At 69.9% G+C, this 26,253-nt stretch carries 24 protein-coding genes; 7 read left to right on the top strand and 17 right to left on the bottom strand.

Annotation, left to right across the window (positions count from 1 at the left end):
- Positions 1-2: 2 nt before the first annotated feature.
- Positions 3-1,148, bottom strand: coding sequence for a winged helix-turn-helix domain-containing protein (locus tag GXW71_RS04550; protein WP_211851214.1), 1,146 nt, complete (start codon positions 1,146-1,148; stop codon positions 3-5).
- 96 nt (positions 1,149-1,244) lie between these two features.
- Between GXW71_RS04550 and GXW71_RS04545 the strand changes: the two genes are divergently transcribed.
- The 4 genes from GXW71_RS04545 to GXW71_RS04530 all read left to right on the top strand — a co-directional run bounded on the left by GXW71_RS04545 (position 1,245) and on the right by GXW71_RS04530 (position 6,797).
- Positions 1,245-2,351: a DSD1 family PLP-dependent enzyme gene (locus GXW71_RS04545; protein WP_211851213.1), complete on the top strand. Its 1,107-nt coding sequence runs from the start codon at positions 1,245-1,247 to the stop codon at positions 2,349-2,351.
- Between the two features lie 251 nt (positions 2,352-2,602).
- A complete protein-coding gene (locus GXW71_RS04540; RefSeq protein ID WP_211851212.1) occupies positions 2,603-3,406 on the top strand; it encodes an alpha/beta fold hydrolase in 804 nt (267 codons plus the stop codon).
- The gene (locus GXW71_RS04535; RefSeq protein ID WP_211851211.1) at positions 3,403-5,814 is read left to right on the top strand and encodes a hypothetical protein; all 2,412 of its coding nucleotides are present in this window, start codon (positions 3,403-3,405) and stop codon (positions 5,812-5,814) included. Before GXW71_RS04540 ends, GXW71_RS04535 begins: the two co-directional genes overlap by 4 nt.
- Positions 5,811-6,797 carry a protein-L-isoaspartate O-methyltransferase family protein gene (locus GXW71_RS04530; RefSeq protein WP_211851210.1) on the top strand — a complete coding sequence of 329 codons (987 nt, stop codon included), beginning with the start codon at positions 5,811-5,813 and terminating at the stop codon, positions 6,795-6,797. Before GXW71_RS04535 ends, GXW71_RS04530 begins: the two co-directional genes overlap by 4 nt.
- 206 nt (positions 6,798-7,003) lie before the next feature.
- On the opposite strand, the gene GXW71_RS04525 is transcribed toward GXW71_RS04530, so the two are convergent.
- Positions 7,004-7,648 (bottom strand): S24 family peptidase, encoded by a 645-nt coding sequence (locus tag GXW71_RS04525; protein ID WP_211851209.1) that lies wholly within the window; start codon positions 7,646-7,648, stop codon positions 7,004-7,006.
- A 53-nt stretch (positions 7,649-7,701) separates the two neighbouring features.
- Positions 7,702-7,926 carry a hypothetical protein gene (locus GXW71_RS04520; RefSeq protein WP_211851208.1) on the bottom strand — a complete coding sequence of 75 codons (225 nt, stop codon included), beginning with the start codon at positions 7,924-7,926 and terminating at the stop codon, positions 7,702-7,704.
- A 222-nt stretch (positions 7,927-8,148) separates the two neighbouring features.
- On the opposite strand from GXW71_RS04520, the gene GXW71_RS04515 reads away from it, so the two are divergent.
- Both GXW71_RS04515 and GXW71_RS04510 read left to right on the top strand, forming a co-directional pair.
- The gene (locus GXW71_RS04515; RefSeq protein WP_211851207.1) at positions 8,149-8,556 is read left to right on the top strand and encodes a methylglyoxal synthase; all 408 of its coding nucleotides are present in this window, start codon (positions 8,149-8,151) and stop codon (positions 8,554-8,556) included.
- 22 nt (positions 8,557-8,578) lie between these two features.
- Positions 8,579-9,652, top strand: a complete 1,074-nt coding sequence (locus GXW71_RS04510) for a tartrate dehydrogenase (RefSeq protein ID WP_211851206.1) — start codon at positions 8,579-8,581, stop codon at positions 9,650-9,652.
- Between the two features lie 148 nt (positions 9,653-9,800).
- Here GXW71_RS04510 and GXW71_RS04505 read toward each other — a convergent pair whose 3' ends face one another.
- From GXW71_RS04505 to GXW71_RS04455, 11 genes are all read right to left on the bottom strand, one after another.
- Complete coding sequence (locus GXW71_RS04505; protein WP_211851205.1) at positions 9,801-10,670, bottom strand: ABC transporter permease; 870 nt, start codon at positions 10,668-10,670, stop codon at positions 9,801-9,803.
- Between the two features lie 3 nt (positions 10,671-10,673).
- Positions 10,674-11,609, bottom strand: coding sequence for an ABC transporter permease (locus GXW71_RS04500; RefSeq protein WP_211851204.1), 936 nt, complete (start codon positions 11,607-11,609; stop codon positions 10,674-10,676).
- Between the two features lie 18 nt (positions 11,610-11,627).
- Positions 11,628-12,626, bottom strand: a complete 999-nt coding sequence (locus GXW71_RS04495; RefSeq protein WP_246526272.1) for an ABC transporter ATP-binding protein — start codon at positions 12,624-12,626, stop codon at positions 11,628-11,630.
- Positions 12,623-13,588, bottom strand: a complete 966-nt coding sequence (locus tag GXW71_RS04490; RefSeq protein ID WP_211851203.1) for an ABC transporter ATP-binding protein — start codon at positions 13,586-13,588, stop codon at positions 12,623-12,625. Before GXW71_RS04490 ends, GXW71_RS04495 begins: the two co-directional genes overlap by 4 nt.
- Positions 13,585-15,204: an ABC transporter substrate-binding protein gene (locus GXW71_RS04485; protein WP_211851202.1), complete on the bottom strand. Its 1,620-nt coding sequence runs from the start codon at positions 15,202-15,204 to the stop codon at positions 13,585-13,587. The genes GXW71_RS04490 and GXW71_RS04485 overlap by 4 nt, the downstream gene beginning before the upstream one ends.
- A 4-nt stretch (positions 15,205-15,208) precedes the next feature.
- The gene (locus GXW71_RS04480; RefSeq protein ID WP_211851201.1) at positions 15,209-16,831 is read right to left on the bottom strand and encodes an ABC transporter substrate-binding protein; all 1,623 of its coding nucleotides are present in this window, start codon (positions 16,829-16,831) and stop codon (positions 15,209-15,211) included.
- Positions 16,831-18,384 (bottom strand): phosphoric/sulfuric ester hydrolase PehA, encoded by a 1,554-nt coding sequence (gene pehA / locus GXW71_RS04475; RefSeq protein WP_211851200.1) that lies wholly within the window; start codon positions 18,382-18,384, stop codon positions 16,831-16,833. The genes GXW71_RS04480 and pehA overlap by 1 nt, the downstream gene beginning before the upstream one ends.
- Positions 18,385-18,521: 137 nt before the next feature.
- Positions 18,522-19,721, bottom strand: coding sequence for an LLM class flavin-dependent oxidoreductase (locus GXW71_RS04470; protein ID WP_211851199.1), 1,200 nt, complete (start codon positions 19,719-19,721; stop codon positions 18,522-18,524).
- A 37-nt stretch (positions 19,722-19,758) separates the two neighbouring features.
- The gene (locus tag GXW71_RS04465) at positions 19,759-21,429 is read right to left on the bottom strand and encodes a M3 family oligoendopeptidase (protein WP_211851198.1); all 1,671 of its coding nucleotides are present in this window, start codon (positions 21,427-21,429) and stop codon (positions 19,759-19,761) included.
- 47 nt (positions 21,430-21,476) lie between these two features.
- On the bottom strand, positions 21,477-22,655 hold the full coding sequence (locus GXW71_RS04460) for a DUF3734 domain-containing protein (protein ID WP_246526271.1): 1,179 nt from the start codon (positions 22,653-22,655) through the stop codon (positions 21,477-21,479).
- A 202-nt stretch (positions 22,656-22,857) separates the two neighbouring features.
- Positions 22,858-23,397, bottom strand: coding sequence for a hypothetical protein (locus tag GXW71_RS04455; RefSeq protein WP_211851197.1), 540 nt, complete (start codon positions 23,395-23,397; stop codon positions 22,858-22,860).
- A 109-nt stretch (positions 23,398-23,506) separates the two neighbouring features.
- On the opposite strand from GXW71_RS04455, the gene GXW71_RS04450 reads away from it, so the two are divergent.
- A complete protein-coding gene (locus GXW71_RS04450) occupies positions 23,507-23,737 on the top strand; it encodes a hypothetical protein (protein ID WP_211851196.1) in 231 nt (76 codons plus the stop codon).
- A 15-nt stretch (positions 23,738-23,752) separates the two neighbouring features.
- Here GXW71_RS04450 and GXW71_RS04445 read toward each other — a convergent pair whose 3' ends face one another.
- From GXW71_RS04445 to GXW71_RS04435, 3 genes are read right to left on the bottom strand one after another with little or no spacing between them, the layout of a single operon-like run.
- Entirely contained in the window at positions 23,753-24,424 is a 672-nt protein-coding gene (locus tag GXW71_RS04445; protein WP_211851195.1) for a DsbA family oxidoreductase, read from the bottom strand.
- A gap of 19 nt (positions 24,425-24,443) precedes the next feature.
- Positions 24,444-25,028 (bottom strand): amino acid synthesis family protein, encoded by a 585-nt coding sequence (locus tag GXW71_RS04440; protein WP_211851194.1) that lies wholly within the window; start codon positions 25,026-25,028, stop codon positions 24,444-24,446.
- Positions 25,029-25,049: 21 nt separating this feature from the next.
- Complete coding sequence (locus GXW71_RS04435; RefSeq protein WP_211851193.1) at positions 25,050-26,246, bottom strand: amidohydrolase family protein; 1,197 nt, start codon at positions 26,244-26,246, stop codon at positions 25,050-25,052.
- Positions 26,247-26,253: the final 7 nt, after the last annotated feature.

Raw genomic sequence — 26,253 nt, 5'->3', positions numbered from 1 at the left:
CTTTAGGACAACTGGAACTGCTCGAAGCGCGCCATGGCCTCCTCGATGGCGAGCTTCAGCCCAGCGCGCCGCTTGGCGATCCATGTCCATTTCTGCACCAGCAGCTTGCGCGCCTGGCGATCCGCCTTGAGGTCGATGGCGGCGACGACCTCGTCGCCCATCAGCACCGGCAGCGCGAAATACCCCAGCACGCGCTTCGCCGCCGGCACATAGGCCTCGAACCGATGCTCGTAGCCGAAGAACAGGTTCAGGCGCTTGCGCTGGATGACCAGCGGATCGAAGGGCGACAGGATATGGACCTGCGGACGGGGCGGCGCCTCGGCGGTGGTGTCCAGTGCGGCCGGCGGGGCCCAATGCTGGATCTTCGCATGGCCATCGAGCGTGACGGGCAGGAGCCGCTTGCGCCGGACCGCCGTCTCGATCAGGCCGGAGACCGCGGCTTTCGAGGCCAGGTTTCCGAAGCAGATCGAATCGAGGCTAACGATGCCTTGCGAGCGCACCGCCCGATCCAGGAGGTAGGCGGCGATCTGCGCCTCGGTCGCTGGTCTCGGCCGGCGCAGCCAGCCGAAATGCCGCCCCGCGAGCTCATAGCTCTTCAGCATGCCGGAGCGCTTGCTGATGGTGAGATCGCCGATGAAGAAGCCGAGCCGCAGCACACGCTTCGATGGCTTGCGGCTGGCCCAGGGATGGGTCTTCTCGACCAGCACCTCGTCATCGATGTCGCGGATCGAGAGTGCGCCCTCGCGGCGGATGCGGCGCAGCAGCGCGGCATAGTCATCGGCGTCCACCCCAGCGAGCCAGGCGTTCGGGGTCTGGCGCAGTCGCTCCATCGCCGGGATGAAGAAGCGGTAGTCGGCCGTCGGCACATAGGAAAGCGCGTGCGTCCAATACTCGAAGACCGTCTTGTCGGTCGATTGCGCCTGCTCAAGATCGGCGCGGCTATAGCCGGGGATGCGGGTATGGAGGATGTGGTGGTGGCTGCGCTCGATGACGTTGATCGTGTCGATCTGCACATAGCCGAGATGCTCGACCGCGCGCCGCGTCGCCTCCGGACCTTCCCCGAACGGCGCCTCGGCGTCGAGGCGCTGGGCACGGAGCCAGATCGCGCGGGCCTGTGCTGGCGTCAGCGGGAAGGACTTGGCACCCAAGGCAGGTCTCCGTTTGTTCCGGTGCGTAAGATGGCATGGGGGGCGATTCCGCCAGAACAAGATCTGCTCTAGCCTTCGCGTCGAAGGAGAACCCGCATGCTGCAGTCGCCGCCCGCCGAACCCGGGATGCGTGAGGAAGAGGTCGATACCCCCGCCCTCATCCTCGACCTCGACGCCTTCGAGGCGAATCTCGACGCCATGGCAGGGTTCCTGGCGCCGACCGGCGCCAAGCTGCGCGCCCATGCCAAGACCCACAAATCGACGGTGATCGCGAAGCTGCAGATGGCGCGCGGCGCGGTCGGGCAATGCGTGCAGAAGGTCGCCGAAGCCGAGCAGCTCGCCTGGGGCGGCATCCCCGACATCCTGGTCAGCAACCAGGTGGTCGGCGCCCGCAAGCTCGCGCGCTTCATCGCGCTGGCGCGCATCGCCGATGTCGCAATCTGTGCCGACGACGCGGCCCAGGTCGCCGCCATCGAGGCGGCGGCCGAAGCGGCTGGCGTGCGGGTGCCGGTGCTGGTCGAGATCGATGTCGGCATGGCCCGCTGCGGTGTGGAGCCCGGTCCGCCCGCGGTCGCGCTAGCCGAGCGGATCGCGGCATCGAAGCATCTGCGCTTCGGCGGCCTGCAGGCCTATCACGGCAGCGCCCAGCACCAGCGCACGCCGGAGCAGCGCGCCGCTTCCATCGCCGCGGCCGCCGATTCCGCCCGGCGCACCGTGGAACAGCTCCGCCAGCGCGGGCTCGATTGCCCGATCGTCGGCGGTGCCGGCACCGGCACCTTCCGGCATGAGGCGGCGAGCGGCGTCTACACGGAGATCCAGGCCGGTTCCTACGCCTTCATGGACGCCGACTACGCGCGCAACGACGATGCGCCCCCCTTCCGCCACGCCCTGTTCGTGCTGGCGACCGTGATGAGCCGCGCGATGCCGGGCGTGGCGGTGGTGGATGCCGGGCACAAGGCGGTCGCGGTCGATTCCGGCCTGCCCGTGATCTGGGAACGACCGGGGCTGCGCTTCGTCGGCGCCTCGGACGAGCATGGCAAGATCGTGATCGAGGATGGCGCCGCGCCGGCGCTCGGCGAGAAGCTGCGCCTGGTGCCGGGGCATTGCGACCCGACCGTCGATCGCTACGACTGGTATGTCGGCGTGCGCCGTGGCCGGGTGGAGTGCCTCTGGCCGGTCAGCGCCCGGGGCGGGATGGCCTGAAGGCTTGCCCTCGGGCTGCGCGGACGCGACAAGCCTCTGATCCCCAGGGGGACAAGCCGTCCGCGATGCCCGAGTCCAACCTTGTCAGCCGAGGGGCCGATTCAGACCTTCGGGCCATTCGGCTCTCCGGTCATCGGACGTTCGTCAGTGGAGCGTCCGATTCAGACCTTCGGGCCATTCGGCCCTCCGGTCATCGGACGCTCAGCCGCCGCGCCCTGCTGGCCGCGGCGCTCACCAGTCCCGCCGCGCCGGTGCTCGCCACCGGCATCGATCGTTTCTTTACCAGCAGCGATGGCGTCCGCCTCCACTACGTCGATGCCGGGCGGGGGCGGCCGCTGGTGCTGGTGCCGGGCTGGTGCATGCCGGCCTGGATCTGGGAGCAGCAGGTGGCGGCACTCGCTTTCAGCCATCGCGTCATCGCCTTCGATCCGCGCTCCCAAGGCCAGTCGCAGATCGCCACACGCGGCCATGAGCCCGGACGGCGCGGGCGCGATATCATGGAGCTGATCGCCCAGCTCGGCCTGCCGCGTGTGGTGCTGGTCGGCTGGTCGCTTGGCGTGCTCGATGGTCTCGCCGCCATCGCCGAGCATGGCGACCAGCGCATTGCCGGGCTGATTCTGGTCGACAATTCGGTGGGCGAGGGACCGGCACCCTCCGGCGCCTCGCGCTCCCGCTTCATCCCGGCGCTGCGGCAGCGGCGGGAGCCGACGGTGCGGGGTTTCGTCGCCTCCATGTTCCGCACGCCGCAGCCGCCCGACTATCTCGACCGGCTGAGCCGCGACGTGCTGCGGGTGCCGCTGCAGGCGAGCATCGACCTCCTCTCCTACCCGCGCCCGCGCGAATACTGGCGGGATGCCGTCTATGGCACGCGGCGGCCGGTGCTCTACGCCATCCGCCCGAACTTCGCCGTGCAGGGGGAAGCGCTGGCCGCGCGCCACCCCGATGCGCGGATCGAGGTCTTCGAGGGGGCGGGCCACGCGCTCTTCGTCGACGAGGCGTCGCGCTTCAACGGCCTGCTGGCGGAATTCGCCGCCCGGCGGGCGCAATGGGCATGAGCGACGCAAAGGTCACGCCGCGCGCCCTGCTGCCGCTGTTCCTGATCTCGCTGGCCGCGGTCGCGCTGGAGACCGGGCTGACGCGCTTTTTCGCGGTCGCGAGCTGGTCGGAATATGGCTACTGGGTGATCTCCATCGCGATGACCGGCTTCGCGGTCTCGGGCGTCGTCATGGTGCTCGGCCGCGATGCGCTGTTGAAGCGCGCCTCCTGGCTGCTGCCGGCGCTGCCATTGGCGCTGATGGGGACGGGAGCGGCCGGCTGGGTCGGCGTGACGCTGAATCCCTTCAACCCGCTGGAACTGCAGAACGGCGTCACCTGGCAGGAGCAGGCCTGGAACATCCTGCTCTACTACGCGGCGCTGTTTCCCTTCTTCTTCCTGACCGGCTTCGCGGTCTCGCTCTACTTCGTGCGCTATGCGCAGGCGATCGGCCGGGTCTATGGCTGGGACCTGCTGGGCGCCGGCGCCGGTGCGGTCGCGACCATCGCGCTCCTGCACCTGCTGCACCCCTTCGACCTCGTGCCGGCGCTGCTGCCGGTGCTGGCGATCGCGGCCCTGCTGACGCCGGCGGCGCGGCCCGCGCTGCTGCGCGGCGCGACACTGCTGGTGCTGCTCGCCTCGGAGGCGCTGGTGCTTCTCGCCGCCGCGCCGCGGGTCAGCGAATACAAGCCGGTCTCCATCGCGCGCAACGTGCCGGAGAGCCGGGTGCTGGCCGAGGTGCTGAGCCCGCGCGGCGTCTACCAGTTGCTCGAGAACTTCACCGAGCGCCTCGACACCGACATCAGCAACAATCTCGGCCTGCTCGGCCTGCCTCCGCCGGCGCGCAGCTACGGGCTATACCGCGACGGCGTGCGCATTGCCGCACTGCCGATGGAGGCGCTCGCGGCACCCTATGCGCGCGCAACACTGGCCGCCGGACCCTATGCGCTGCTCGACCATCCGCGGGTGCTGCTGATCGGCGCCTCCGGCGGCTTCCGCGTCGCCGAGGCGCTGGCGCTCGATGCCCGGAGCGTCGTCGTGCAGGAACCGGAGCCGATGCTGCGCCGAATCCTGATCGACGGAATCGGCCCGGTGCCGCCGCTGCCGCTTGATCCGCGCGTCACCCTCTCGGACACGCATCCGCTGCGCGCGCCGGGCGAACGCTTCGACCTGATCGACTATGCCGGCGACATCCTGGATGCCGAGGAGCAGAGCCGGCACCTCTACGCGGCGGAGGCGATCGCCGACGAGCTCGCGCGGCTGACGCCGGGCGGGGTGCTGTCATTGCCGGTCAACATCCGCGAATTGCCGGTCTATGCGATCCGCGTGCTGGCCTCGGTGCGGGAAGCGCTGCGGCTTTCCGGCGTCGCCGATCCCGCCGCGCATGTCGTGGTGCTGCGCTCGGCCTGGAACCTGCGCGCACTGGTCTCGCCCGTGCCTTGGGACGCGGCGCGGGTCGCGGCTCTGCACCGCTTCGCGGAGGAGCGGTCCTTCGACATCTCCTTCGCGCCGCATCTGGACGCGGTGGCACCCGACCGCACCGTCTGGAACGAGCTGCCGCCGGTCACGCTCGAATCCGAAACCCAGGCGGCCGGCGACGACGCCATCGCGCAGGAGGCGCCGGGCGTGCTGGGGGGGACGCCGGCGGAGGATGCCTTCGACCGCTCCCCGGTTACCGAGGACCGGCCTTGGCTGGCGCCGCTGGTGCGCCTCTCCGCCCTGCCGCTGGCGCTGGCGCGGGTCGAGGTGCTGCCGCAGGCGGAGATCGGCACGCTCGTGAATGTCGCGGTGCTGGCGCAGGCGGCGCTGCTCGCGCTGCTGGTCGCGCTGCTGCCGGCGCTCCGGCGCGGCGGCATCGGCGCGCCGGCTGGGCTGGTGCTGCGGGCGCTGCCCTATTTCGCAGCACTCGGCCTCGGCTTCCTGATGATCGAGATTGCGCTGATCGAACAGGCGGCCTTCCTGCTGGAGGACCGGGCGACCGGCTTCGCGCTGGTGCTGACAGCGATGCTCGTTTTCTCCGGCTTCGGCAGCATGATGGCCGGACGGTTCGAGGCGCGGCCGCGCGGTGCGCTGCTGGTCGCGGGTGGGGTCATCCTGCTCTGGTGCGGGCTGGCGCTGGTCGGCCTGCGTGACCTGGTGGGGGCGACGCTCGATTGGCCCTGGATCGCGCGCGCGGCGCTGGTGCTGGCGATCACCGCGCCCGCCGGGATCGCGCTGGGGCTGCCTTTCCCGCTCGGGCTCGAGCGCTTCGCGCGGCGGGCGCCGCGGCTGCTGCCCTGGGCCTGGGCGCTGAACGGGGCCTTCAGTGTGGTTTCTACGCCACTCGCTAACCTCCTGGCGCGCACGGAGGGGCTTTCGGCGCTGCTGGTGGCGGCATTGCTGTGTTATGTAACGGCCATGTTGGTTTTTCCCCGGAACGACGCGCAATGACCTTCGGACGTCGCCATTTCCTTGCCGCTGGCGCTGGTCTCGTGCTGCCCGCGGTCGCCGAGGCGCAGCAGGCGAGCGGGGGTTGGACCCATGCCGCCTACCTCGCCGCCATGCGCGCGTCCGGGCGCGAGACGGGGCTGAACGAGGCCGGTTTCCGGACCATCCAGCAACGCCGCCAGGACGGGCTGCGCCGCATCGAGAGCTATCTCCGCACCCGTTTCGGCGCGGCCGATCCGGCGGTGCTGCGCGCCTTCGCCGAGGTGCCGCGCGAGTATTTCCACTACATGTACGAAGGCGGCCGCGCGACGCCGCTCGACGCTTGGGAGGCGGACGCGAAGCCCTGGGCGCTCGGCTACGGCTCGGCGCTCTCGGATTATCTCGGGCAGGCCTATATGACCCAGGCCTGCGATCCGAAGCCCGATCACGTGGTGCTGGAGATCGGCACCGGCAGTGGCTTCCAGTCCTCGCTGCTGTCGCGGATCGTGGCGCGGCAATATTCGATCGAGATCATCCAGCCGCTGGGCCGCGCCGTGCAGCGCATCTTCGCGCCGCTCGGCTACACCAATATCGAGACACGGGTCGGCGACGGCTTCTTCGGCTGGCCTGAGGTGCAGGGTGGCTTCGACACCATCATCGTCACCTGTGCCGCGCAATACGTGCCGCCAGCGCTGCTGGCGCAGCTCAAGCCCGGCGGGCGGATGCTGATCCCGATCGGGCAGCCCTTCCGGCGCGGCCAGTTCCTCTACATCTACACGAAGGACGAGGAAGGGCGCGTGCGCAGCCGCAAGGATGTCGGCGTCTACTTCATCCCGATGACCGGCGAGATGCAGCGCCGCCCGGCCCCGCCGGCCCCCCAGACCCCAACCGCCGCGCGCCCGCAGCCGGGCGCCACGCCGGCCTCCACCAGCACGGCACCGGCGCCTGCCGCGGCCGACCCGACGCCCGCCGCGGAGCCGGCGGCCGAGACCGCGCCACCGACCTGATCGGAAAGGAGTGCGGCCGAAGGCCGCCGTTGGTTTCTGCGGAGCGAGGCGGAGCCGATGCTCCGGGGCCGCGAATGCGGCCCCGCGCGCGACCGACAGATGTCGCCAATGCCGCCCTGACAGCGTGTAAGCCAAGGCCGCGGATGCGGCCGCCGGCGTCTGAGGACAATGAAAGCTAACGCGCCGGCACTTGAGGCCTCAAAAAACTACTGACTCAACCACACCACCCGGTGCATCCAGGTGATGTCCCCGAGGTCGAAGGTGTAGTTCGGATGCGCCGGGTTGAGGCTCTTCAGCTCGATCCGGCGAGCGGATTGCCGCGCCAACTCCTTGGCCATCACCTCACTCTTGGCGGTGCGCACCACCACGCGGTCGCCGCGGCGGACCGGGGCGGCGGGGGAGACGATGATGGTGTCGCCGTCGCGCAGCACCGGCTCCATGGAATCGCCGGAGATCTCGAGCGCGTAGGCATGAGGGTCGGCGACCTCGGGCATCGAGATCTCGTCCCAGCCGCCGCCGACGGGAAAGCCGCCTTCGTCGAAATAGCCGTCGCTACTGGCCTGCGCGAAGCCGATCAGGGGGAGGTGCCGCCGTGCCGGCGCGCGGCCGCTGGGCAGCGCCCGCTGGCCGGTGACGAGGTCGGCGAAGGCTTCGATACCGGTGCTGGTGGCGTCGAGGACCTTGGCGATGCTTTCGGTCGAAGGCCAGCGGGCGCGGCCGTCAGCCCCGGCACGCTTGGACGGGTTGAAGGCGGTGGGATCGAGCCCCGCTTTGCGGGCGAGGCCGGAGGCCGAAAGCCCATTCTCGGCCGCCAAGGCGTCGAGGGCCCGCCAGATGTCGTCATGGCGCATGGGTATAATATCCTAGGTTCGCGGGCCGAGCACAATGGGAGGGCCTGGATGTCCTAGGCGGCGCTGCTCCGGCGCAGGATCTCAATGGCGTGCCGTGCGCGGCCGGCATCGGTGATCTCGAAGCGGCCATCCGCGCGGGGACGCGCCAGGCCCATGCCGGTCAGCCGATCCAGGCAGGGGCCGTCCTTCAGCCCGGGCGGCCTGCCATGCGTCGCGACCAGGGTCAGCCGGTGCAGCGCCGAGCGGCAGCAGGTCTCGAGATAGGGCTCGTTCCACATTGTCCGCGTCAGCCTTTCACCAGGGCGCATCCCGTCCGGATGGCATCACCCGAGTGGGTGAAGATGCCCCCCAGAACGAAGGACGACCTGGCCACTCAGGGTGGGGCCAAGGGCGTTCCGCTTCAAGCCTTTCGGGCAGGGCGGCGCCGATCAGCCCTGCACCCTTGGCCGCCCACCGCTCCGCCTGCTACCCCTCCCGGTGCAATGCAGCGGGAGGCGAGGATGGCCAGTCAGGCGAAAGGCGGCGCACGGGTCGCGCTCGTCGCGCATGATCGGCTGAAACCCGCCATGACCGTCTGGGTGGCGCGCCATCGCGCGACGCTCACCACCTGCGAGGTCGTCGCCACCGCGACCACCGGCAGCATGGTCCAGCGCGAATGTCCCGATGTCGCGGTATGCACGGTGCTGAGCGGCCCGCTCGGCGGTGACCAGCAGATCGGCGCGCTGATCGCGGAAGGGCGCATCGACGCGCTGATCTTCTTCGTCGACCCGCTGACGCCGATGCCCCACGACGTCGATGTGAAGGCCTTGCTGCGCGTCGCGCTGGTGCATGACGTCGCCTGCGCCTTCAGCGAGCGTTCCGCCGATTTCCTCGTGGCCGGTGGCGCGCTTGCCAGCCGGCGTTCCTGACCCACTGCCAGAGGCCATCTCCATGCGTCGCCATCGTATCGCCGCCATTCCCGCCGACGGCATCGGCAAGGAAGTGATTCCCGCCGGGCTCGAAGTCTTGCGCGCGCTCGCCGAACGCGACGGCGGCTTCGCGCTGGATGTCGAGGATTTCCCCTGGGGCAGCGACTACTACCGTGCCACTGGCCGGATGATGCCGGAGGATGGGCTGGAGACGTTGAAGGGGTTCGATGCGATCTTCTTCGGCGCGGTCGGCGACAAGGACCTGCCGGACGACATCACCCTCTGGGGCCTCAGGCTGAAGATCTGCCAGGGCTTCGACCAATACGCGAATATCCGCCCGACCCGCGTGTTGCCGGGCCTCACCAGCCCGCTGCGCGCCGTGAACCCGGGCGATATCGACTGGGTGATCGTGCGCGAGAACAGCGAGGGGGAATATGCCGGCCATGGCGGTCGCGCCCATCGCGGTCACCCCGAGGAGATCGCGACCGAGACCGCGATCTTCACCCGCGTCGGCGTCACCCGCATTATGCGCACCGCCTTCCGCATCGCGGCCTCCCGCCCGCGCAAGCTGCTGACCGTCGTCACAAAGTCCAATGCCCAGCGCCATGGCATGGTGTTCTGGGACGAGATCGCCGCCGAGGTCGCGCGCGACTTCCCTGACGTGACCTGGGACAAGGAACTGGTGGACGCCATGGCCGCACGCATGGTGCGCAAGCCCGGCAGCATCGACACGGTCGTCGCGACCAACCTGCACGCTGATATCCTGAGCGACCTGGCAGGCGCGGTCGCCGGCTCGCTCGGCGTCGCGCCGACCGCCAATCTCGACCCCGAGCGCCGGCACCCTTCGATGTTCGAGCCGATCCATGGCTCGGCCTTCGACATCGCGGGCAAAGGGATCGCCAATCCAGTCGCCACCTTCTGGACGGCGGCGATGATGCTGGAGCATTTGGGCGAGGCGCCGGCGGCGCGGCGTCTGATGACCGCGGTGGAGCAGGTCTGCGCCGATGGCGTGCTGACCGCCGATGTGGGCGGAAAGGCCATGACGGCGGAGGTAACCGCGGCGGTTGTTGCGGCGATCAAGGGCGCGAACGCCTGAAGAGCTGGGGAAATGAATTTCCCCGCCGGACGTATACGTCCGACCCCCATTCTTTCCTTTTTATCAATTGGTGCTGGCCGCCGTGGCCGGCGCCAATTGGCAAAAATAGAAGAAGGGGGTGCGGGGGAATTCATTCCCCCGTAGTCCGTCAACGCAAGGTCGGATCCAGCCTGTCCCGCAGCCAATCCCCCAGCACCGACACCGAGAAGGTGGTGAACACGATTACCGCCGCCGGCGACAGCAGGATCCAGGGCGCGCGGGTCAGGTATTCGCGCCCGTAGCCGACCATGGAGCCGAGCGAGGTCTCCGGCGGCTGCACGCCGAGGCCGAGGAAGGACAGGCCGCTTTCCAACAGGATGATCTCCGGGAAGGCGAGGGTCATCGAGACGATGAGCGTGGAGGCAATGTTCGGCAGGACGTGGCGGCCATAGATGCGCCAGGGCGTGGCACCGAGCTGGCGCACCGCCGCCGCATAGCCCTGGGATCCCGCGCTGATCGCGAGGCCGCGGGCAATGCGGGCATAGCGCTCCCAGGCGTGCAGCCCGAGCAGGCAGATGAAGAGCGTCAGGGAGTTGCCGAAGAAGGCGAGCACGGCAAGGGCCAGGATCAAGAAGGGGATCGAGGCCGAGAAATCGACCAGCGCCATCACTGCCTGTTCGACGATGCCGCGGAAATGCGCCGCCAGGAAGCCGAGCGAGGTACCGAGCGCGGCGCCGATGATGGTGGCGCCGAAAGCGATCAGCAACGACATGCGGATGGAATAGATCAGTCGCGACAGCACATCGCGCCCGAGCTCGTCGGTGCCGAGGCCATGGATCCAGACGCCGCCGAAGCCGATCGGCGGCGACAGGCGGTTGCGCAGGTCGAGTGCGGTGTAGCTATAGGGCGCGATGACGTCGGCCAGCAGCGCGATGCCGAGCATCAGCACCACCCAGCCGATCGCGAACATCACCAATGGCGGCGGCAGGCGCGGCGTCGCATGGCGGCGGGTGGGCGTGGCGAGGGCGGCGTCACTCATCGTTCAACCTCCCGCGCCGCGCGGCGCGTTGCGCAGCCGCGGATCGAGCAGGCCATAGAGCAGATCCACGATCATGTTGGCGGTCACCATGGTCGCAGCCACCAGCAGCAGGATGCATTGCACGACGGCCAGGTCGCGGTTGGCGACGGCGACCACCAGCAGCCGGCCGACACCGGGCCAGGAGAAGACGCTCTCCACCACCACCGCGCCGGCGATCAGGCTGCCGACCATGAAGCCGATGATGGTGACCGTCGGGATCGCGGCGTTCGGCAGTGCATGGCCGCGCACCACTTGGCGCCAGGGCACACCCTTGGCACTGGCGGTGCGAATATAGGGCTGGCCCAGCACCTCCAGCATCGCGCTGCGGGTGAAGCGCGCCAGCACCGCAGCGCCGCCGATGCCGAGCGTGACCACCGGCAGGATGGCATGCCGCCAGCTCTCCTGCCCGCCCGAGGGCAGCCAGCCGAGCTGCACGGCAAAGAGCAGCACCAGCAGCAGCCCGAGCACGAAGGACGGCACCGTGAAGCCGGCGACGGCCAGCGCCATTACGGTACGATCGAGCAGCGAGTTCCGGTGCAGCGCCGCGGTGATGCCGGCAGGGATGCCGAGGCCGAGCTTGATGAAAAGTGCCGGGATGGTGAGTGCGAGCGTCGCCGGGATGCGCTCCACCACCAGATCGAGCGCCGGCCGGCCATCGCGCATCGAACGGCCGAGATCGCCTTCGAAGATTGCCGCGAAATACCTCACATATTGCACCCAGAGCGGCTCATCGAGGCCCCAGGAGGTGCGGAAGGCCGCGACCGCCTCCGGCGGCGCATCGACCGACATGATGAGCAGCGCCGGATCGCCGGAGAGGCGGAGCACGACGAAGGCGAAGGTCACGACCATCACGATGGTGATCGCGGCGCGCAGCGCGCGGAAGCCGAAGAAGCGGAACATCAGAGATAGGCTCTCATCTCAGGCAGCCTTCGCGAGTGGCGTGTCATGCGCCAGGTGGCACGCGACCAGGCGGCCATCGCCGCGCCTCTTCAGCTCGGGCGCCTCCCGTGCGCAGAGGGCGGTGGCGACCGGGCAGCGCGGATGGAAGGCGCAGCCGGAGGGGCGGTCGGCCGGGTTCGGCGGATCGCCCTGCAGCAGGACGCGGTTGCCGCGGCGCCCGGGATGCGGAATGGCGGAGACCAGCGCCTGCGCATAGGGGTGCGCCGGCGCGTGCAGCACCTCGTCCGGCTCGCCCTCCTCGACGATGCGGCCGAGATACATGACCGCCACGCGGTGGCTGACCTGGCGCACCGCGCGCAGGTCGTGGCTGATGAACAGGATGGCGGTGCCGAAGCGCTGCTGCAGCTCGACCAGCAGGTTCATCACCTGCGCCTGGATGGAGACGTCGAGCGCGCTGATCGGCTCGTCGCAGACCAGCAGCGCGGGGTCGGTGGCGAGCGCACGCGCCAGCACCGCGCGCTGGCGCTGGCCGCCGGAGAGCTCATGCGGATAGCGCTCGGCATGCTCCGGGCGCAGGCCGGTGGCGCGCAGCAGTTCCATCACCCGGGCGTCCCGCGCGCCGGCGTCGCCGACGGCATGGATGTCGAGCGGTTCCCGTACCTGGGCGCCGATTGGCAGGCGACGGTCCAGCGCGCCGAGCGGATCCTGGAACACCATCTGCATGCGCGCGCGTTGCGCCCGCCAGGCGCGGCTGCCGGGTGCCGGCAGGGCGCTGCCCTGGAAGGCGACACGACCTTCGTCCGGCGTCTCCAGCCCCAGCACCAGCCGCCCGGTGGTCGACTTGCCGCAGCCGGATTCGCCGACCAGGCCCAGCGTGCGGCCACGTTCCAGGGTCAGCGATACCCCATCGACCGCGCGCACCTCGGCGGGACGGCCGAAGAGGCCGCGGCGCATCCAGTAGCGGCGGACCAGCCCTTCGGCTTGAAGCAGCGGCGCATCCATGGGGCCGGCCCTCATGCCAATACCCTTTCCATGGCGCCCGCCCTGAGGCAGGCGGCGCGATGGCCCTCGGCGACGGCGCGGCCTTCGGGCATGGCCGCTGCGCAGGCGTCGAGGCGCACCGCGCAGCGCGGCGCGAAGGCGCAGCCGGGCGGCATGGCGCGGGGATCCGGCACCTGGCCGGGGATTGCGGCCAGCGGCTGCCGCTCGCCATCGATCGGCGGCAGCGCACCCAGCAGCCCCTGGGTATAGGGATGCGCCGGTGCCGCGAAGATGCGCGCGATCGGTGCCTCCTCCACGATGCGGCCGGCATACATCACGGCGACCCGCTCACAGGCTTCCGCGATCACGCCGAGATCGTGCGAGATCAGCACCAGCGCCATGTTCATCTCCCGCCGCAGGGTGCCGAGCAGGTCGAGGATCTGCGCCTGGATCGTCACGTCCAGCGCCGTCGTCGGCTCGTCCGCCACCAGCAGCTCCGGCTGGCCGGCAAGCGCGATCGCGATCATCACGCGCTGGTTCTGCCCGCCCGAGAGCTCGTGCGGATAGGCGTCCAGCCGCCGCGCCGCGTCGGGAATGCCGACCAGGTCCAGCAGCCGCCTGGCCTCCGCCCGCGCCGCCGCGCCGCGCAGCCCGCGGTGCAGGCTCAGCGCCTCGCTCACCTGCTTGCCGATGCGGTGCACCGGGTTGAGGCTGCTGGCCGGGTCCTGGAAGATCATGGCGACGCGGCCGCCGCGCACCCGGTCGAGCGTCGCGGGTGTCGCACCCAGGATCTCCTGCCCCTCCAGCCGCACGCTGCCGGAAATGCGGGCCTTGCCCGGCAATAGGCCGAGGGCGGCGAGCCAGGTCACCGACTTGCCGCAGCCGGATTCACCGACCATGCCGAGGGCTTCGCCGCTGTTGATCTCGACATCGATGCCGCGCAATGCCGGCGCGCCGTCGAAGCTGACGGCGAGATCGCGGATGGCAACCAGACTCACGCCGCACCACCCCAGTTGCGGGCGCGGAAATCCATGCTGAAGGACTGGCCCGGCGCCCAGCGCAGGTCGCGGCGCTTCGCGGTCAGGTTCACGGTCTGGTGCAGCACCGTATAGGCCGGGTCCTCACGCTCCGCGATCTCCAGCATGCGGCGGAAGGCGCGACGGCGCTCCTCGAGGTCGACGCTCGATTCCAGCAGGCGGGAGAGAGAGCCGAACTCCTCGTTCCGCCATTCGTTGATCTGCCACTGCTGGCCGTCCGGCCCGTGCTGGGCGGAGAGCGAGGCGACCGGGTCGTTGTAGGCGGCACTGTTCGACCAGTCGCGCACGCCGCGCTGGCCATCGCGGGACAGCACCTGCGGGAAGTTCTCCCGCATCTCGATCTGCACGTTGAGCCCGGCGGCGCGCCAGCCCTCGACCAGGATCTGCGCGGTCGGCGTCTGGTTGGTGTAGTAGTTGTTCAGCAAGCGATAGGGGATGGGCGCACCGCGATAGCCGGCCTCGCGCAGCAGGCGGCGGGCTTCGGCGAGGTCGAAGCGCGGTGCTTCCCAGTCCTGCTGCAGCATGGCGCCGTAGAAGTCGAACTGCAGGCCCTTCGGCACCCGTGTGCGGCCGCCCCAGAGCGCATCGACGATCGCCTGCCGGTCGATCGCGTGGGTGAAGGCGCGGCGGATCAGCGGGTTCGCGAGCTGCGGGTGGTTCTTGTCGAACACCGTCAGCCGGTGGTTCATGATGTGGCCGCCGACCACCTGGTGCCGCGCCGAGCGCTCCACCGTGCTGACCTGGTCGGGCGGCATGTCACAGGCGAAGTCCACCTCGCCGGAGAGCAGCGCGTTGATGCGGGACGCGACTTCCGGCACTTCGATGAAGCGGATGCGGCGGAGCGGCGGCCGCCCGCCCCAGTAGTCGTCGAAGGCTTCGAGGGTCAGCGACTGGTCGGGCCGGAACTCCGCCACGCGATAGGGACCGGTGCCGACGGGTTTGCGCGCGTGATCGAGCCAGGTGGCCGCGTTGCCGAAAGCGGCCTGGCTCAGGATCATGCCGGTGTTGCGGGTCAGCCGGCCTTCCAGGGTCGCGTCCGGCGTGCGGTTGACGAAGCGCACCGTGCACGCGTCCACGATCTCGATCTTCTCGAAGCCCGGATAGGTGCGGCGCGCGATGGCGAGCACCTCGGGCGGTGCGGCGCGGCCCTGGCCCTGGCCGGGCACGCCGCCGAACAGGTTGCGCGCCTGCTCGGTCGACATCTCCCAGCCCATGCGTTCCGGGCCGAAGGAAAAGGCGACATCTTCCGCCGTCATGCGGCGGCCGTCATGGAACAGCACGCCGTCGCGCAAGGTCAGTTCCAGCGACCGCGCATCGATCCGCCGCCAGCTCTCGGCCAACGACGGCAGCAGACCGAGATCGCCGAGCCAGTCGACGTCGATCAGCGTCTCGGCATAGCTGTTCCAGGTGCGGGAGCCGACATTGGATTGCTCGCGCAGCGTCTCCAGCGTGTTGGTGTTGGCGATCTTCTGCACGGCGATGGTGACGCTCGGCCGCTGGTCGGCCTGGGCGATGGCGAAACGGGGCAGGGCGCCCGCCGCGGCGGCGGTGGCGAGCAATGCGCGGCGGGCGATCATCCGCTCAGGCTCCCCAGTTCTGGGCGCGGAAATCCATTGCGAAGGCCGGCGCCGCCTGCCAGCGGATCTCTTTGCGCTTCGCGGTGAAGGTCGCGTTCTGGTGCAGCACGGTGTAGGCGGGGTCCTCGCGCTCGCCGATCTCCAGCAGGCGGCGGAAGGCGGCGCGGCGCCGGGCACGGTCGGTGCTGGTCTCCAGCTCGACGCAGAGGCGGTTGTATTCCTCGTTGGCGTATTCGCCGACCTGCTGCTGCTGGCCGTTTGGACCATGCTGGTTGACCAGCGAGGAGACGGGGTCGCTGAACAGGCCGGAATTCGACCAGTCGCGCACCGCGCGGGTCGGCGAACGCTCCAGGATCTGCGACCAGTTTTCCTTCATCTCGATCTGGACGTTGAGCCCGACGGCGCGCCACATCTCGACCAGCACCTGTGCGGTCGGTGTCTGGTTGGTGTAGTAGTTGTTCAGCAGGCGATAGGGGATCGGCTCCCCGCGATAGCCGGCCTCGCGCAGCAGTCGGCGGGCTTCGGCCTGGTCGAAGCGCGGCACCGCCCAATCGGCGATGTACATGTCGCCGTAGAATTCCCACTGCAACCCCTTCGGGATCACGGTGCGCCCTGCCCAGAGGCTGTCGACGATCGCCTGGCGGTCGATCGAATGCGTGAAGGCACGGCGCACCAGCGGGTTGCGCAGCACGGCATGGGTCTTGTCGAAGACCGTCAGGCGGTGGTTCGGGATGGTGCCGCCCACCACCTCGAAGGCGCTGTTGCGCTCGACGCCGGTGATCTGGTCGGGCGGGATGTCGCAGGCGAAGTGGTATTCGCCGGAGAGCAGACCGTTGATACGCGACGACACCTCCGGCACCTCGACGAAGCGGAGCTGGCGCAGCGGCGGGCGGCCGCCCCAGTACTCGTCATGTGCGGCCAAGGTCAGCGAGGTGTCGGGGCGGAACTCCAGCACCTTGTAGGGGCCGGTGGTGACGGGCTTGCGCGCCCAGTCGAGCCAGGTCGCGGCCTCGGCATAACCGCGGCGACTGCCGATCTCGCTGGCGTAGCGCGCGAGGCGGCCCTCCAGGGTCACGTCCGGGGTGCGGTTGATCCAGCGCACCGTGTGACGGTCGACGATCTCGATCCGCTCGAGCCCCGGGAAGGAGCGGTTGGCGACGGCGGGCACCTCGGCCGGCAGCTCCTTGCCGCCGCGGGTCGGGTTCGCCTCGCCGACGCGGATGGTGCCGCTGCTGTTCGGGCCGCCGGGGCCGAACATGCGGTCATTGCCGAAGGAGAAGGCGACGTCCTCGGCGGTGAACTCGTCGCCATTGTGGAACTTCACGCCCTGGCGGAGCTTGAATTCGACCACGCTGTCGCTGATGCGGCGCACCTCGGTCGCCAGCACCGGCACGGTCTGGAGCTGCCCCTGGTAGTTGCGGCCGAGCAGGCCCTCCCAGAGCGAGGTCAGGCAAACGCGCTCGCCGACATTGGACTGTTCGCGCAGCGGCTCCAGCACATTGGCATTGCTGATCTTCTGCACCGCGACAGTGATGGACGGCCGCTGGTCGGCCTGGGCGATCGCGAAGCGCGGCAGCGCCAGCGCGGCGCCCGCCGCAAACGTGGCACGGCGGGTGATCCGGGTCATCATTCGCTCTCCTCGGGCGCGCGGACGCTGCGGGTCTCAAGCCCCTGCGGCGTCGCGCGGTGATGCGTCAGGGTGCGTTCCGCATGGCGCAGCCGCCAGGACAGCGCCTTCTGCGCGTAATTCTTCACGAGCCCTGCATAGGCGGGTTCTTCGGCCAGGTTGCGGAACTGGTGCGGGTCGTCGCGCAGGTCGAAGAACAGCGGCGGCAGGGCCGCGAAGTGCACGTACTTGTAGTGCTCGTCCTGGATGACGCAGAGGCTGCTCTCATCCATGCCGAGGCCGATCGTGCTTTCCGGCCGACTGTAGTGCACGTCGCGGAAGTCGTATTCGTAGTGCAGCGCATCGCGCCAATCGGCGGGCTTCGACCCATGCACCAGCGGCAGCAGGGACGCGCCGTCGGCGGCGCGCGGGATCTCGCCGCCGAGCCAGTCGAGGATGGTCGGCATCACGTCGACGCTTTCGGTGAAGGCGCTCTCGATGCTGCCGGCGCGGGCCGGCGCGTTCGGGTCCTTCACTACCAGCGGGATGCGGAAGCTCTCGTCGTGGTAGCCGATCTTGCCGAGCAGGTAATGGTCGCCGAGCTGCTCGCCATGGTCGCTGGTGAAGACCACGAGCGTGTCCTCCCATTGCTTGGTCTCGTCGAGGTAGTCGAAGACGCGGCCGAGACAGTCGTCGATCTCGGTGATCAGGCCGGCATAGGTGGCCCGCATCTGCAGGATCGCAGCTTCGTCGAGCGACGCCGCGTCGCCATCGGCGCCGTGGAAGAAGCTGCCGCGGCGGATGTTGCGCAGATAGAAATCGAGCAGCGGGTGCTGCGCCGCCTCCTGCTCCCAGCTCGGCGCGCGCACCGGGCGGGGCATGTCCTCCGGCCGATACATGGCGTGGTAAGGCGCCGGCGCCACGAAGGGCGGATGCGGGCGGTAGTAGCCGAGATGCAGGAACCAGCTCTTGTCACCCTTGCCCTTCAGATAGGTCAGGGCGCGTTCGGTGAAGAAGCTGCTGTCGGAGAATTCCTTCGGGATGCGGGACGGGCGGTCGGTGGCGCCGGGCACCGCGTCGACGCCTTCCGGCAGCCAGATATCCTCGCGCTTCGGCGGCAGGGTGAAGCCGTTCTGCGCGATCCAGCCGAAATACCCGTCCATATTCGGCTCGAAAGCGCCGACCGAGCGGAAGCCCTCCATGATGTCGCCGAGCACCAGGAAGCGCGGGTCGCGCGGGCCGGTGGTGCGCGGGTCGGGCGTCGTCGTGGTGTAGCCGATCAGCGCCGGGTCATAGCCGATCAGCCGCAGCGCCTTGGCCAGGTTGAAGTGGCGCTGATCCAGCGGGATGGTGTTCTGCACCGCCCGGTGATTCATCAGATAGAGGCCGGTCAGCAGGCTGGCGCGCGCCGGGCCGCAGGGGACCGTGGTGGTGACGTGGTGGCGGAAGGTCACGCCTTCGCGGCAGAGCCGGTCCAGGTTCGGCGTGCGGATGAAGCCCGCCCCCAGCGCCGGCACGAAATCCGCGCGCCACTGGTCCACCACGATCAACAGCACGTTGCGGCGTTTGCCCATCAACCCCTCCATCGTCGGGTCGAGGGGTTAAGCACGCTGCGATGCAGCGGGATGACGGGTCAGTGACGAAACGATGACATGGGCAGACCGTCAGGCTGCGGCGCTGCGCAAACTCGCGACTTGTCTGTCGGGGCTGCTCAGTCCTTCGGCGTCTGTCCCGCATGCAGGCGCAGCCGCACGCTATCCGGCACCGATTGGCCGGCATCGACGAAGGCCTGCTTCAGCGCCGCGATGTTCGGCGCGAAGATGGTGCCCCTGTTCTCGCTGACCCATTCGCGGGAGGCGTGGGTGGTGACGGTCGAGCCCTGGAAGCGCGGCATCACCCAGCGCGCGAACAGCTCGTAGCTGCGGAGCGTCTGCTCCCGGTTCGCCCAATCATGGCTGCGGAACAGCACGCAGCCGGCGCCGCCCTCGGTGAAGGCCAGCAGCCGCTCGATGCCCTTTGCGACCGTCTCCGGCGAACCTACCAGGGTGGTGCCGGCCTCCAGCCCTTCCTTCAGCGGGTTCTCGGAGCGCATCGGCGGCCGGCCCAGCACCTCGGAGAAATAGTCGTTGGTCTCCAGCCGTTCGCCCAGGCGCACCTCGCGCATCGCCTGCTCGTCGTCTTCGGCGACATGCAAGTTCACGACCAGGCGCCAATTGGCGCGGTCCATGGTCTTGCCGTGCTCGGCCGCCGTCGCTTCGCCGAGGCGCCATTGCTCCGCGAGCTTCGTCGGTCCGCCCGGCAGCCCGGCGCCGAGCGAGATCAGCCCGACGCCGTGCTTCGCCGCCGCCAGCACGCCCGATGGCGTGGTGCTGCTGGCGACCGCGATCGGGAAGCAGGGATGGGTATAGGGTGCGAGGTGCAGCCGCGCCTCGCGCAGCTCGAACCAATCGGTCTTCATGGTCACCGGCTCTTCGCAGGCGAGCAGGCGCATGATGGCCGAGAGGCTTTCTTCCATGCGGCGGCGCTGGTCGCCGGCCTCGATCCCCATCATCCAGGCATCCGAGACCAGCGCGCCCGGCCCGCAGCCCAGCATGGTGCGCCCGCGCGTCATGTGGTCGAGTTGGACGAAGCGCTGCGCGACCAGCAGCGGATGGTGATAGGGCAGGCTGGTGACGCCGGAGCCGAGGCGGATGTGACGGGTGCGCTCGGCGGCGGCGGCGATGAAGATCTCGGGGGAAGCGATGGTCTCCCAGCCCGCCGAGTGATGCTCCCCGATCCAGGCCTCGTCGAAGCCGAGCTGGTCGATCCAGGCGACCAGCTCCAGGTCGCGCTGGAAGGCGAGCGTCGGGTTGTCACCCACGCGATGGAAGGGGGCCAGGAAGATGCCGAAGCGCAAGCCGGCATGGGCCATGGTCGTGTCTCTCCCGTTTCGCGGTGAGCTTGGCCTATCAGCCCGCGCCTAGGAAGCCCTCCGCCTCGCGCACCACCTCGGCGAGGGCGCCTTCCGCGAAGGGCGAGATCAGCCCGGCGGAGGCGACGAGACCGCTGAAGGGCATCGACCCGCCGCGGCCGCAGAGCGCGACATAGGCATCGAGCGCCGCTTTCGGATCGTGGCGGCTCTTCACCCAGAACTGCAGCGCGCAGCAGAGCGCCAGCGTGTAGTCGATGTAGTAGAAGGGGCTGGCGTAGATGTGCTGCTTCGCCTGCCAGCGGCCGCCGGTCGCGACATGCGGCAGGTCGCCGTAGTCGGTCCAGGGCATGTAGAGGCGTTCCAGCCGCTGCCAGATCGCGTGCCGCTCAGCCGGCGTTGCGCCCGGATTGGCGTAGACCTCGTGCTGGAAGTGATCGACGCAGACGCCATAGGGCAGGAAAGCGAGCGAGCCGATCAGGTGCATGCGCCGGAAGCGGTCGGCGGCGGCGTCGCCGACCAGGAGCCCCATCTGCGGATGGGTCAGGAATTCGAGGCCCATGGAATGGATCTCGGCCGCTTCCATCGTCGGCCAAAGCTGGTCGATGCCGGGCAGCGCGCGGCTTTCCCAGCACTGGAAGGCATGCCCCATCTCGTGGGTGAAGACGCCGATGTCGTGATGCGTGCCGTTGAAATTGGCGAAGATGAAGGGCACCCCCTGCTTCGGGAAGGCGGTGCAGAAGCCGCCGCCCGCCTTGGAGGGGCGGTTCTTCAGGTCCATGAAGCCGCCATCGCGCAGCATCCGGTAGAAATCCGCGAGCCGCGGATCCATGCGGTCGAACATGGTCTCGGCCGCGGCGACCAGGGTGTCGTGGTCGCCGACCGGCTTTGGATTGCCGGCGGGGTCGATCAACGCCTCATCCCAATAGCGCAGCCGGTCCCAACCCTGCTCGGTGCGCCGCTGTTCCAGCAGCCTGGCGACCAGCGGCACGACATGGCGCAGCACCTGCTCGCGATAGCGCGCGACCTCCTGCGGGCCATAGTCCAGCCGCCGCAGGCGGCGGTAGCCGAGGGTGGTGAAGTCGCGGTCGCCGAGCTTCACCGCCATGCCGTGGCGCAGCTTCACCAGCGCATCGTAGATGCCGTCGAGGGCTTCGCGGTTCGCGGCGAAGAAGCTCCAGCGCAGCCTCTCCGCCTCATGGCGCAGCGCACGGTCCGCATCCTCGGCGAAAGGCGCGAGGCCCGAGAGGTTCACGCTCTCGCCGCCGATCGTGAAGTGCGCCGAGGCGAGCAGCTCTGTGTAGCGCGCCGAGAGCTTCGACTCCTCCTCGAGATCGGCTGATATCGCCGGGTCGAAGGTGGTGACGTCGTTTTCCCAGAGCCGCACCGTATGGGCGCCGACCAGGGCTTCCAGCCCGGCGCGATCGGGGTCGGCGAGCAGGCGCTGCTTGATCGCGGTTTCGTGCTGCGTCGCCTCCGGCGCCAGCGCATCGGCATATTCGCGCGCCGCCTTGGCGGCGGGATCGGCGGTGTCCTGGGAGAAGCGCAGATGCACCAGTGCGCTCCAGCCCTCGTAATCGCGCCGCGCCTTGTCCCAGGCGGCGATCGCCGCCGATCGGTCGGCCAGCTTGGCCTCGATGGCGGCATGGCCCTGGGCCAGGCTTTCCCGGCTGGGCGTGGGATAGGCGATGTCGGCGAAGCGAAGGGTCATGCGGGAAGCAGACGCCGCTCCCTTTGGAGCGTCAAGCGTCGGCCGGATCAGACATGCGCGCCCACGGCCGCAGCCTTCTTGCGCGCCAGCAGGTCGAAACGCCGCACGCCGACACCGGGCGGGAAGGGCGCGGTCCAGGGCGCCTGGTGCAGCACGAAGGCGGCATCCTCCCGGCCCTGGACCCAGCGTTCCCGCATGGTGCCGCGGCTGAAGGCGTAGTCCTTGCTCTGCCCCTGGACCTCGGCGGGGCGGTAGATCAGCTCCACCACATCCATGGTGGTGGCACAGCCGAGGCTGCGCAGGTACTGCGCCTCCGGCGTCGCGCGCAGTTCTTCCGGCAGCTTTTCCCAGAGTGCGCTGATGTTCACGCGGACGTCGTGCATGCGCTTGAAGCTGTCAACGCCGGCGCGGGTGCGGCTGGAATAACGGATGTCCTTCTCGCGCTCCTGCGATTCCGGCAGCGTGGCCGGCACCGGGCCGCGCGCCGGGAACAGGTCGACCTCGAAGGCGATCCGGCTCTCGCGCGGCTCCGTGTCCAGCACGTATTGCAGCGGAGTGTTGGAGACGAGACCGCCATCCCAATAGTGCTGCCCATCGATCTCGATCGGCGGGAAACCCGGTGGCAGCGCACCCGAGGCCATCACGTGCTCGGCGCGGATATGCGTCGCCGGCTTCGCCTGCGCCGGGGTGTTGTCGAAATAGATGAAGTTGCCGCTGCGCACGTTGACCGCGCCGACGCTGAAGCGCGTCTCCCGGGCATTGATGCGGTCGAAATCGACCAGCCGCTCCAGCGTGCTCTTCAGTGCGGCGGTGTCGTAGAAGCTCACCGGCAGCGGGCGCCGGAACCATTCCAGCAGCGGGCGCGGGGCGAAGAAGCCGGGCTGGCCGAAGAGCAGGGCGGAAAGCGCGCCGGCTTCCCGGCTTTCCGGGAAGAAGGGCGCGAGGCCGCCTTCGGCCACCGGCCAGAAGGCGGGCGGATCGGTGATCCCTTCCCAGAAGGCGGTCAGGCGCTCGACCCGGCGCTCCCGCGCATTGCCGGCGATAATCGCGGCGTTGATGGCACCGATTGAAATCCCCGCCACCCAGTCCGGCTGCCAGGGGGTGTCCGCCAGCGCCTCATAGACCCCGGCCTGGTAGCTGCCGAGCGCTCCACCGCCCTGCAGCAGCAGCGCCACGGATCGCCGCCCCGATGGCTGCGGGCGTGGCATCGAGGTCATGTCGTCCATGAAGCAGCATCTCCACCGGAGCCGAGGGGTCGGTAGCGCCGATGGGGCGCGCCGCGCAATCCTCCGCGCCGGGACTGCGGAGGTGGCGTGCCTTGCTCAACTGCCGGCGGCCACGTCGCGTGGCCGCGCGGCGAGATATGGGAACGCGCGCTCGCGGCGGTAAGCGAGCCACCGTGGAGGAACGGCGCCGCCTGCGCGCCGTTCAGGTCTTGGTCGGCCGGCCGCTGCGGCTGCCGCGGCCCTGGCCGGGCGGGTCGTTCGGGTCGTTGTCGCTCGGGCCACTCGGCTGCACCGGATTGCGGCCGGTGCCGCTGCCCGGCGGGTCGTTCGGGTCGGCATCGGTCGGCCCGCGCCCGAAGGTGCCGCGGCCCTGGCCCGGCGGATCATTCGGGTCGGAATCGGAGACCCCGCCGCCGCCCTGGCGCGGTCCGCGGCCGGGGCCGCCGCGGCCCTGGCCGGGTGGGTCATTGGGATCGGAATCGGAGACGCCGGTGCCCTGCCCGCGTCCACCACCACTGCCGCCACGGCCTTGGCCGGGCTGGTCGCCGGGATCGGAATCGGTCAGGCCGGAGCGCGGCGGCGGCGGTGCCGGCGCAGGGCCGGGGCCGCCACCCCCTTTCACCCCTTGCGCCCCGGCGATGCCGGGCAGGGCCGTCGCGCCGCCCGCGGCGCCGACGCGAAGGATCATCAGGCGCCGGGACAGGCGGGGCTTGGCTGGCGTGTCGGCTGGCTCGTCGCTCATCGCGGGGCTCCGTGAATGGACCTGCATCTTCGGACGTTACGCACCCGGCGACAAGCGTGGCCGCGCTTTTTAGCTTGCATGCATGTTCGCTATTTGTTCTTATCCTCGCATGAGCCGCTTCGACCCCGACCTGCCCCGTCATCTGCTGGATGCGCGCCACGGCCTGGCCGGTTGCGCGAGTTCCTGGGGGGATGACATCGCCATCCCACCGCCGCCGGCCCGGCCTCGGCCGCAGCCTCGGCGCCCTTCCGCGCTCCGCATCGTGATGCGCGACTTCGCCTGGGGCCTGGTGCTGGCCTGGGCGACGGTCGAGGTGCTGCTCTGGTTCGGCGGCGCCTGACGCGCCAAGCGGCGCTCAGCCGGCGGCGCGTTCCGTCAGCACCTGATGGGCGTGGCGGAAGGCGGCCGCCATCCGTTCTGCCGGCATGGCGCCGGAGAACAGCAGGTGCCGGTCCATGACGAAGCTCGGCACGCCGGAAAGACCGGCGCCGCGCAGCGCGGCATCCTCGGCCTGTACCTCCTTCCGCGCCGCGTCGCCCGCCTCGAATTCTGCGATGACGGGTTCCGGCAGGCCGGCGGCGCGGCCGATCGCTGCCAGCGCCTCCGGTCGCGCCACATCCACGCCCTCCTGGAAATAGGCGCGGAAGATCGCCTCGACGACGGCGTCCTGCAGCCCGGCCGGCGTCGCCAGCCGCACCAGCCGGTGTGCCTCGAGCGTGTTCGGCGTGCGCTGCATCAGGTCATGGCGGAAGCTCAGCCCCGCCGCTTTCCCCGCTGCCGCGACCTCTGCGTCACGCTGGCGGGACCGCTCGAGGGAGCCAAACTTGGCGGCCCGGTACGCGTCCCGCGCCACGCCCTCGGGCGGGAGGTCGGGGTTGAGCTGGTAGGGCCGCCAGCCCCGGGTGAAATGCAGCCCCTCCTCGGCCAGCATCGCCAGCGCGGTATCGGCGTGACGCTTGCCGATCCAGCACCAGGGGCAGATGGCGTCGGAGACGATGTCGATATGGCCGGCAATGGCGTTGGTCATCGCGTTTCTCCTACCGTGCTCAGCGGAGCCCGTCCTTGCCTTCGATCTGTTCGAGCGTCAGCCCGCCGATGCGCGGCAGCGGCCGGCCGCCGGCGGTGACCGCGACGAAGACCGCGATTTCCCCGGCGCGCGGGGCGTCGGGCACCCGCGCCTCGACGGCATCGAAATGGCTGCGCACGAAGGCCGCGTCCTTGTGGCCGAGCGGCACGTCGATCGCGGTGCCGGGGCCGCCGGATTTCTTGGCGGACGGGATCAGCGCCGCGCCGGTGCCGAGCACCCGGCGGATCGGCGCGCCCATCTTCGGGTGCAGCAGGGCGGCGGCGTGCTCCAGCTCGCCGGCCTCGCCGACGATCGCCGCCTTGCCGTAGGAATGCGTCTCCGGCCCCGAGATGCCGAGGGCGGCGACGCAGCGTTCCGCCAAAACTCCGCCGAGTGTCTCGCCCTCCGCGATCAGCTCGGCGAGGTCTTCCACATAGCGGCCTGCGAAGGGGTTCTCGATCACCGCGCCAGCGACCACGCGGCGGATCGGCGGCGCGACCGGCCGCCCCATCTCGCGATGCGTCTCGTCCAGCAGCAGCACGAATTTGCGGATGACGGCGGGCATGGCGGTCTCCTCAATGGCCGATCAATGTCCCAGCAATTCGGGAACGCGCTCGGCCGGTGGGGTGTTGCGGCTGCGGCCGGCGCGGATGGCGCCGTCGATCATCACCATGCCGATGCCGGGGATGTCACCGAGCTCCACCGAATGCAGCAGGTCCCGTCCGGCACTGTGCTGGGCGCGGTCGAGGAAGACCAGGTCGGCGGCGCGCCCCACCTCGACGATGCCGCTGTCGAGGCCGCGCAGCCGCGCCGTGTTGCCGGTCGCCATGCAGAAGGCGAGCTCCGGGCGTATGCCGCCGAGGGAGGCCAGCAGCGAGATCATGCGCAGGATGCCAAGTGGCTGCACCCCCGATCCCGCCGGGCTGTCGGTGCCGAGGATGAGGCGGTGGAGCTGGCCGAGGTCGCGCGCCGCCTGGGCGGCGGCGATCGCCACGCGCTCATTGCCGTTGTGCACCAGCTCGATGGCGCGGCTGCTGCGCTCGCAGAGCTCGCAGACATGCGCCTCCGGCAGCGCGGTGTGGCCGCCATTGATATGGCCGATGATGTCGGCATCCGCCTCCAGCACCGTGTCCTTGTCGATCAAGCCGCTGCCGGGAATGGACGGGCCGCCGGTATGGATCGTGCTCTGGATGCCGTGCTTGCGCGCCCATGCGACCATCTCCCGCGCCTCGTAGCCGGCCTTCACCGAGCCGAGGCCGACCTCGCCCAGCAGGGTCACGCCGGCGGCGGCGAGCTCGGCGAAGTCGCTTTCGACCATGCCCTTCTCCAGCACCGGCGCGCCGGCCAGCACCTTCACCCCGGCGGGGCGCGCATTGGCGAAGCTCCGCTGCGCGGCGATCGCCAGCGCCTTGAGGCCGACGATGTCCTTGGGGCGGCCGGGCAGATGCACCTCGCCCGCCGAGATCATGGTGGTGACGCCGCCATGGAGGAAGCTCTCCACCCAGCCAATCTGGTTCTGGCGCGGCGTCCAGTCGCCGAAGACCGGGTGGACATGGCTGTCGATCAGCCCGGGCGCCACGGCGCCGCCGCCGGCGTCGATCACCGCGGCGCCGGGCGCCTCGGGCAGATCCTTGAGGCGTCCGACCGCGGCGATGCGGCCATCGGTGACCAGGATCGCATCCGCCGCCAGCACCGGCTGCGCGAGGTCGCCCGAGAGCAGCAGGCCGATATTGCGGATGATGGTGCTGCCCTGCGTGGGGCCTGAAGCTGCCTCGACCGCCATCGCGATG

The organism is Plastoroseomonas hellenica (assembly GCF_018129085.1).
Taxonomy (GTDB): domain Bacteria; phylum Pseudomonadota; class Alphaproteobacteria; order Acetobacterales; family Acetobacteraceae; genus Plastoroseomonas; species Plastoroseomonas hellenica.
Note: the sequence above shows the minus strand (reverse complement) of the source record. Positions and strands in the feature narration are given on the sequence as shown.

Coding starts and splice junctions, on each gene's coding strand:
- GXW71_RS04545 (WP_211851213.1), top strand. CDS start 1,245: ATGCTGCAGTCGCCGCCCGCCGAACCCGGGATGCGTGAGGAAGAGGTC.
- GXW71_RS04535 (WP_211851211.1), top strand. CDS start 3,403: ATGAGCGACGCAAAGGTCACGCCGCGCGCCCTGCTGCCGCTGTTCCTG.
- GXW71_RS04530 (WP_211851210.1), top strand. CDS start 5,811: ATGACCTTCGGACGTCGCCATTTCCTTGCCGCTGGCGCTGGTCTCGTG.
- GXW71_RS04525 (WP_211851209.1), bottom strand. CDS start 7,648: ATGCGCCATGACGACATCTGGCGGGCCCTCGACGCCTTGGCGGCCGAG.
- GXW71_RS04520 (WP_211851208.1), bottom strand. CDS start 7,926: ATGTGGAACGAGCCCTATCTCGAGACCTGCTGCCGCTCGGCGCTGCAC.
- GXW71_RS04515 (WP_211851207.1), top strand. CDS start 8,149: ATGGCCAGTCAGGCGAAAGGCGGCGCACGGGTCGCGCTCGTCGCGCAT.
- GXW71_RS04510 (WP_211851206.1), top strand. CDS start 8,579: ATGCGTCGCCATCGTATCGCCGCCATTCCCGCCGACGGCATCGGCAAG.
- GXW71_RS04505 (WP_211851205.1), bottom strand. CDS start 10,670: ATGAGTGACGCCGCCCTCGCCACGCCCACCCGCCGCCATGCGACGCCG.
- GXW71_RS04500 (WP_211851204.1), bottom strand. CDS start 11,609: ATGTTCCGCTTCTTCGGCTTCCGCGCGCTGCGCGCCGCGATCACCATC.
- GXW71_RS04495 (WP_246526272.1), bottom strand. CDS start 12,626: ATGAGGGCCGGCCCCATGGATGCGCCGCTGCTTCAAGCCGAAGGGCTG.
- GXW71_RS04485 (WP_211851202.1), bottom strand. CDS start 15,204: ATGATCGCCCGCCGCGCATTGCTCGCCACCGCCGCCGCGGCGGGCGCC.
- GXW71_RS04480 (WP_211851201.1), bottom strand. CDS start 16,831: ATGACCCGGATCACCCGCCGTGCCACGTTTGCGGCGGGCGCCGCGCTG.
- pehA (WP_211851200.1), bottom strand. CDS start 18,384: ATGGGCAAACGCCGCAACGTGCTGTTGATCGTGGTGGACCAGTGGCGC.
- GXW71_RS04470 (WP_211851199.1), bottom strand. CDS start 19,721: ATGGCCCATGCCGGCTTGCGCTTCGGCATCTTCCTGGCCCCCTTCCAT.
- GXW71_RS04465 (WP_211851198.1), bottom strand. CDS start 21,429: ATGACCCTTCGCTTCGCCGACATCGCCTATCCCACGCCCAGCCGGGAA.
- GXW71_RS04460 (WP_246526271.1), bottom strand. CDS start 22,655: ATGGACGACATGACCTCGATGCCACGCCCGCAGCCATCGGGGCGGCGA.
- GXW71_RS04455 (WP_211851197.1), bottom strand. CDS start 23,397: ATGAGCGACGAGCCAGCCGACACGCCAGCCAAGCCCCGCCTGTCCCGG.
- GXW71_RS04450 (WP_211851196.1), top strand. CDS start 23,507: ATGAGCCGCTTCGACCCCGACCTGCCCCGTCATCTGCTGGATGCGCGC.
- GXW71_RS04445 (WP_211851195.1), bottom strand. CDS start 24,424: ATGACCAACGCCATTGCCGGCCATATCGACATCGTCTCCGACGCCATC.
- GXW71_RS04440 (WP_211851194.1), bottom strand. CDS start 25,028: ATGCCCGCCGTCATCCGCAAATTCGTGCTGCTGCTGGACGAGACGCAT.
- GXW71_RS04435 (WP_211851193.1), bottom strand. CDS start 26,246: ATGGCGGTCGAGGCAGCTTCAGGCCCCACGCAGGGCAGCACCATCATC.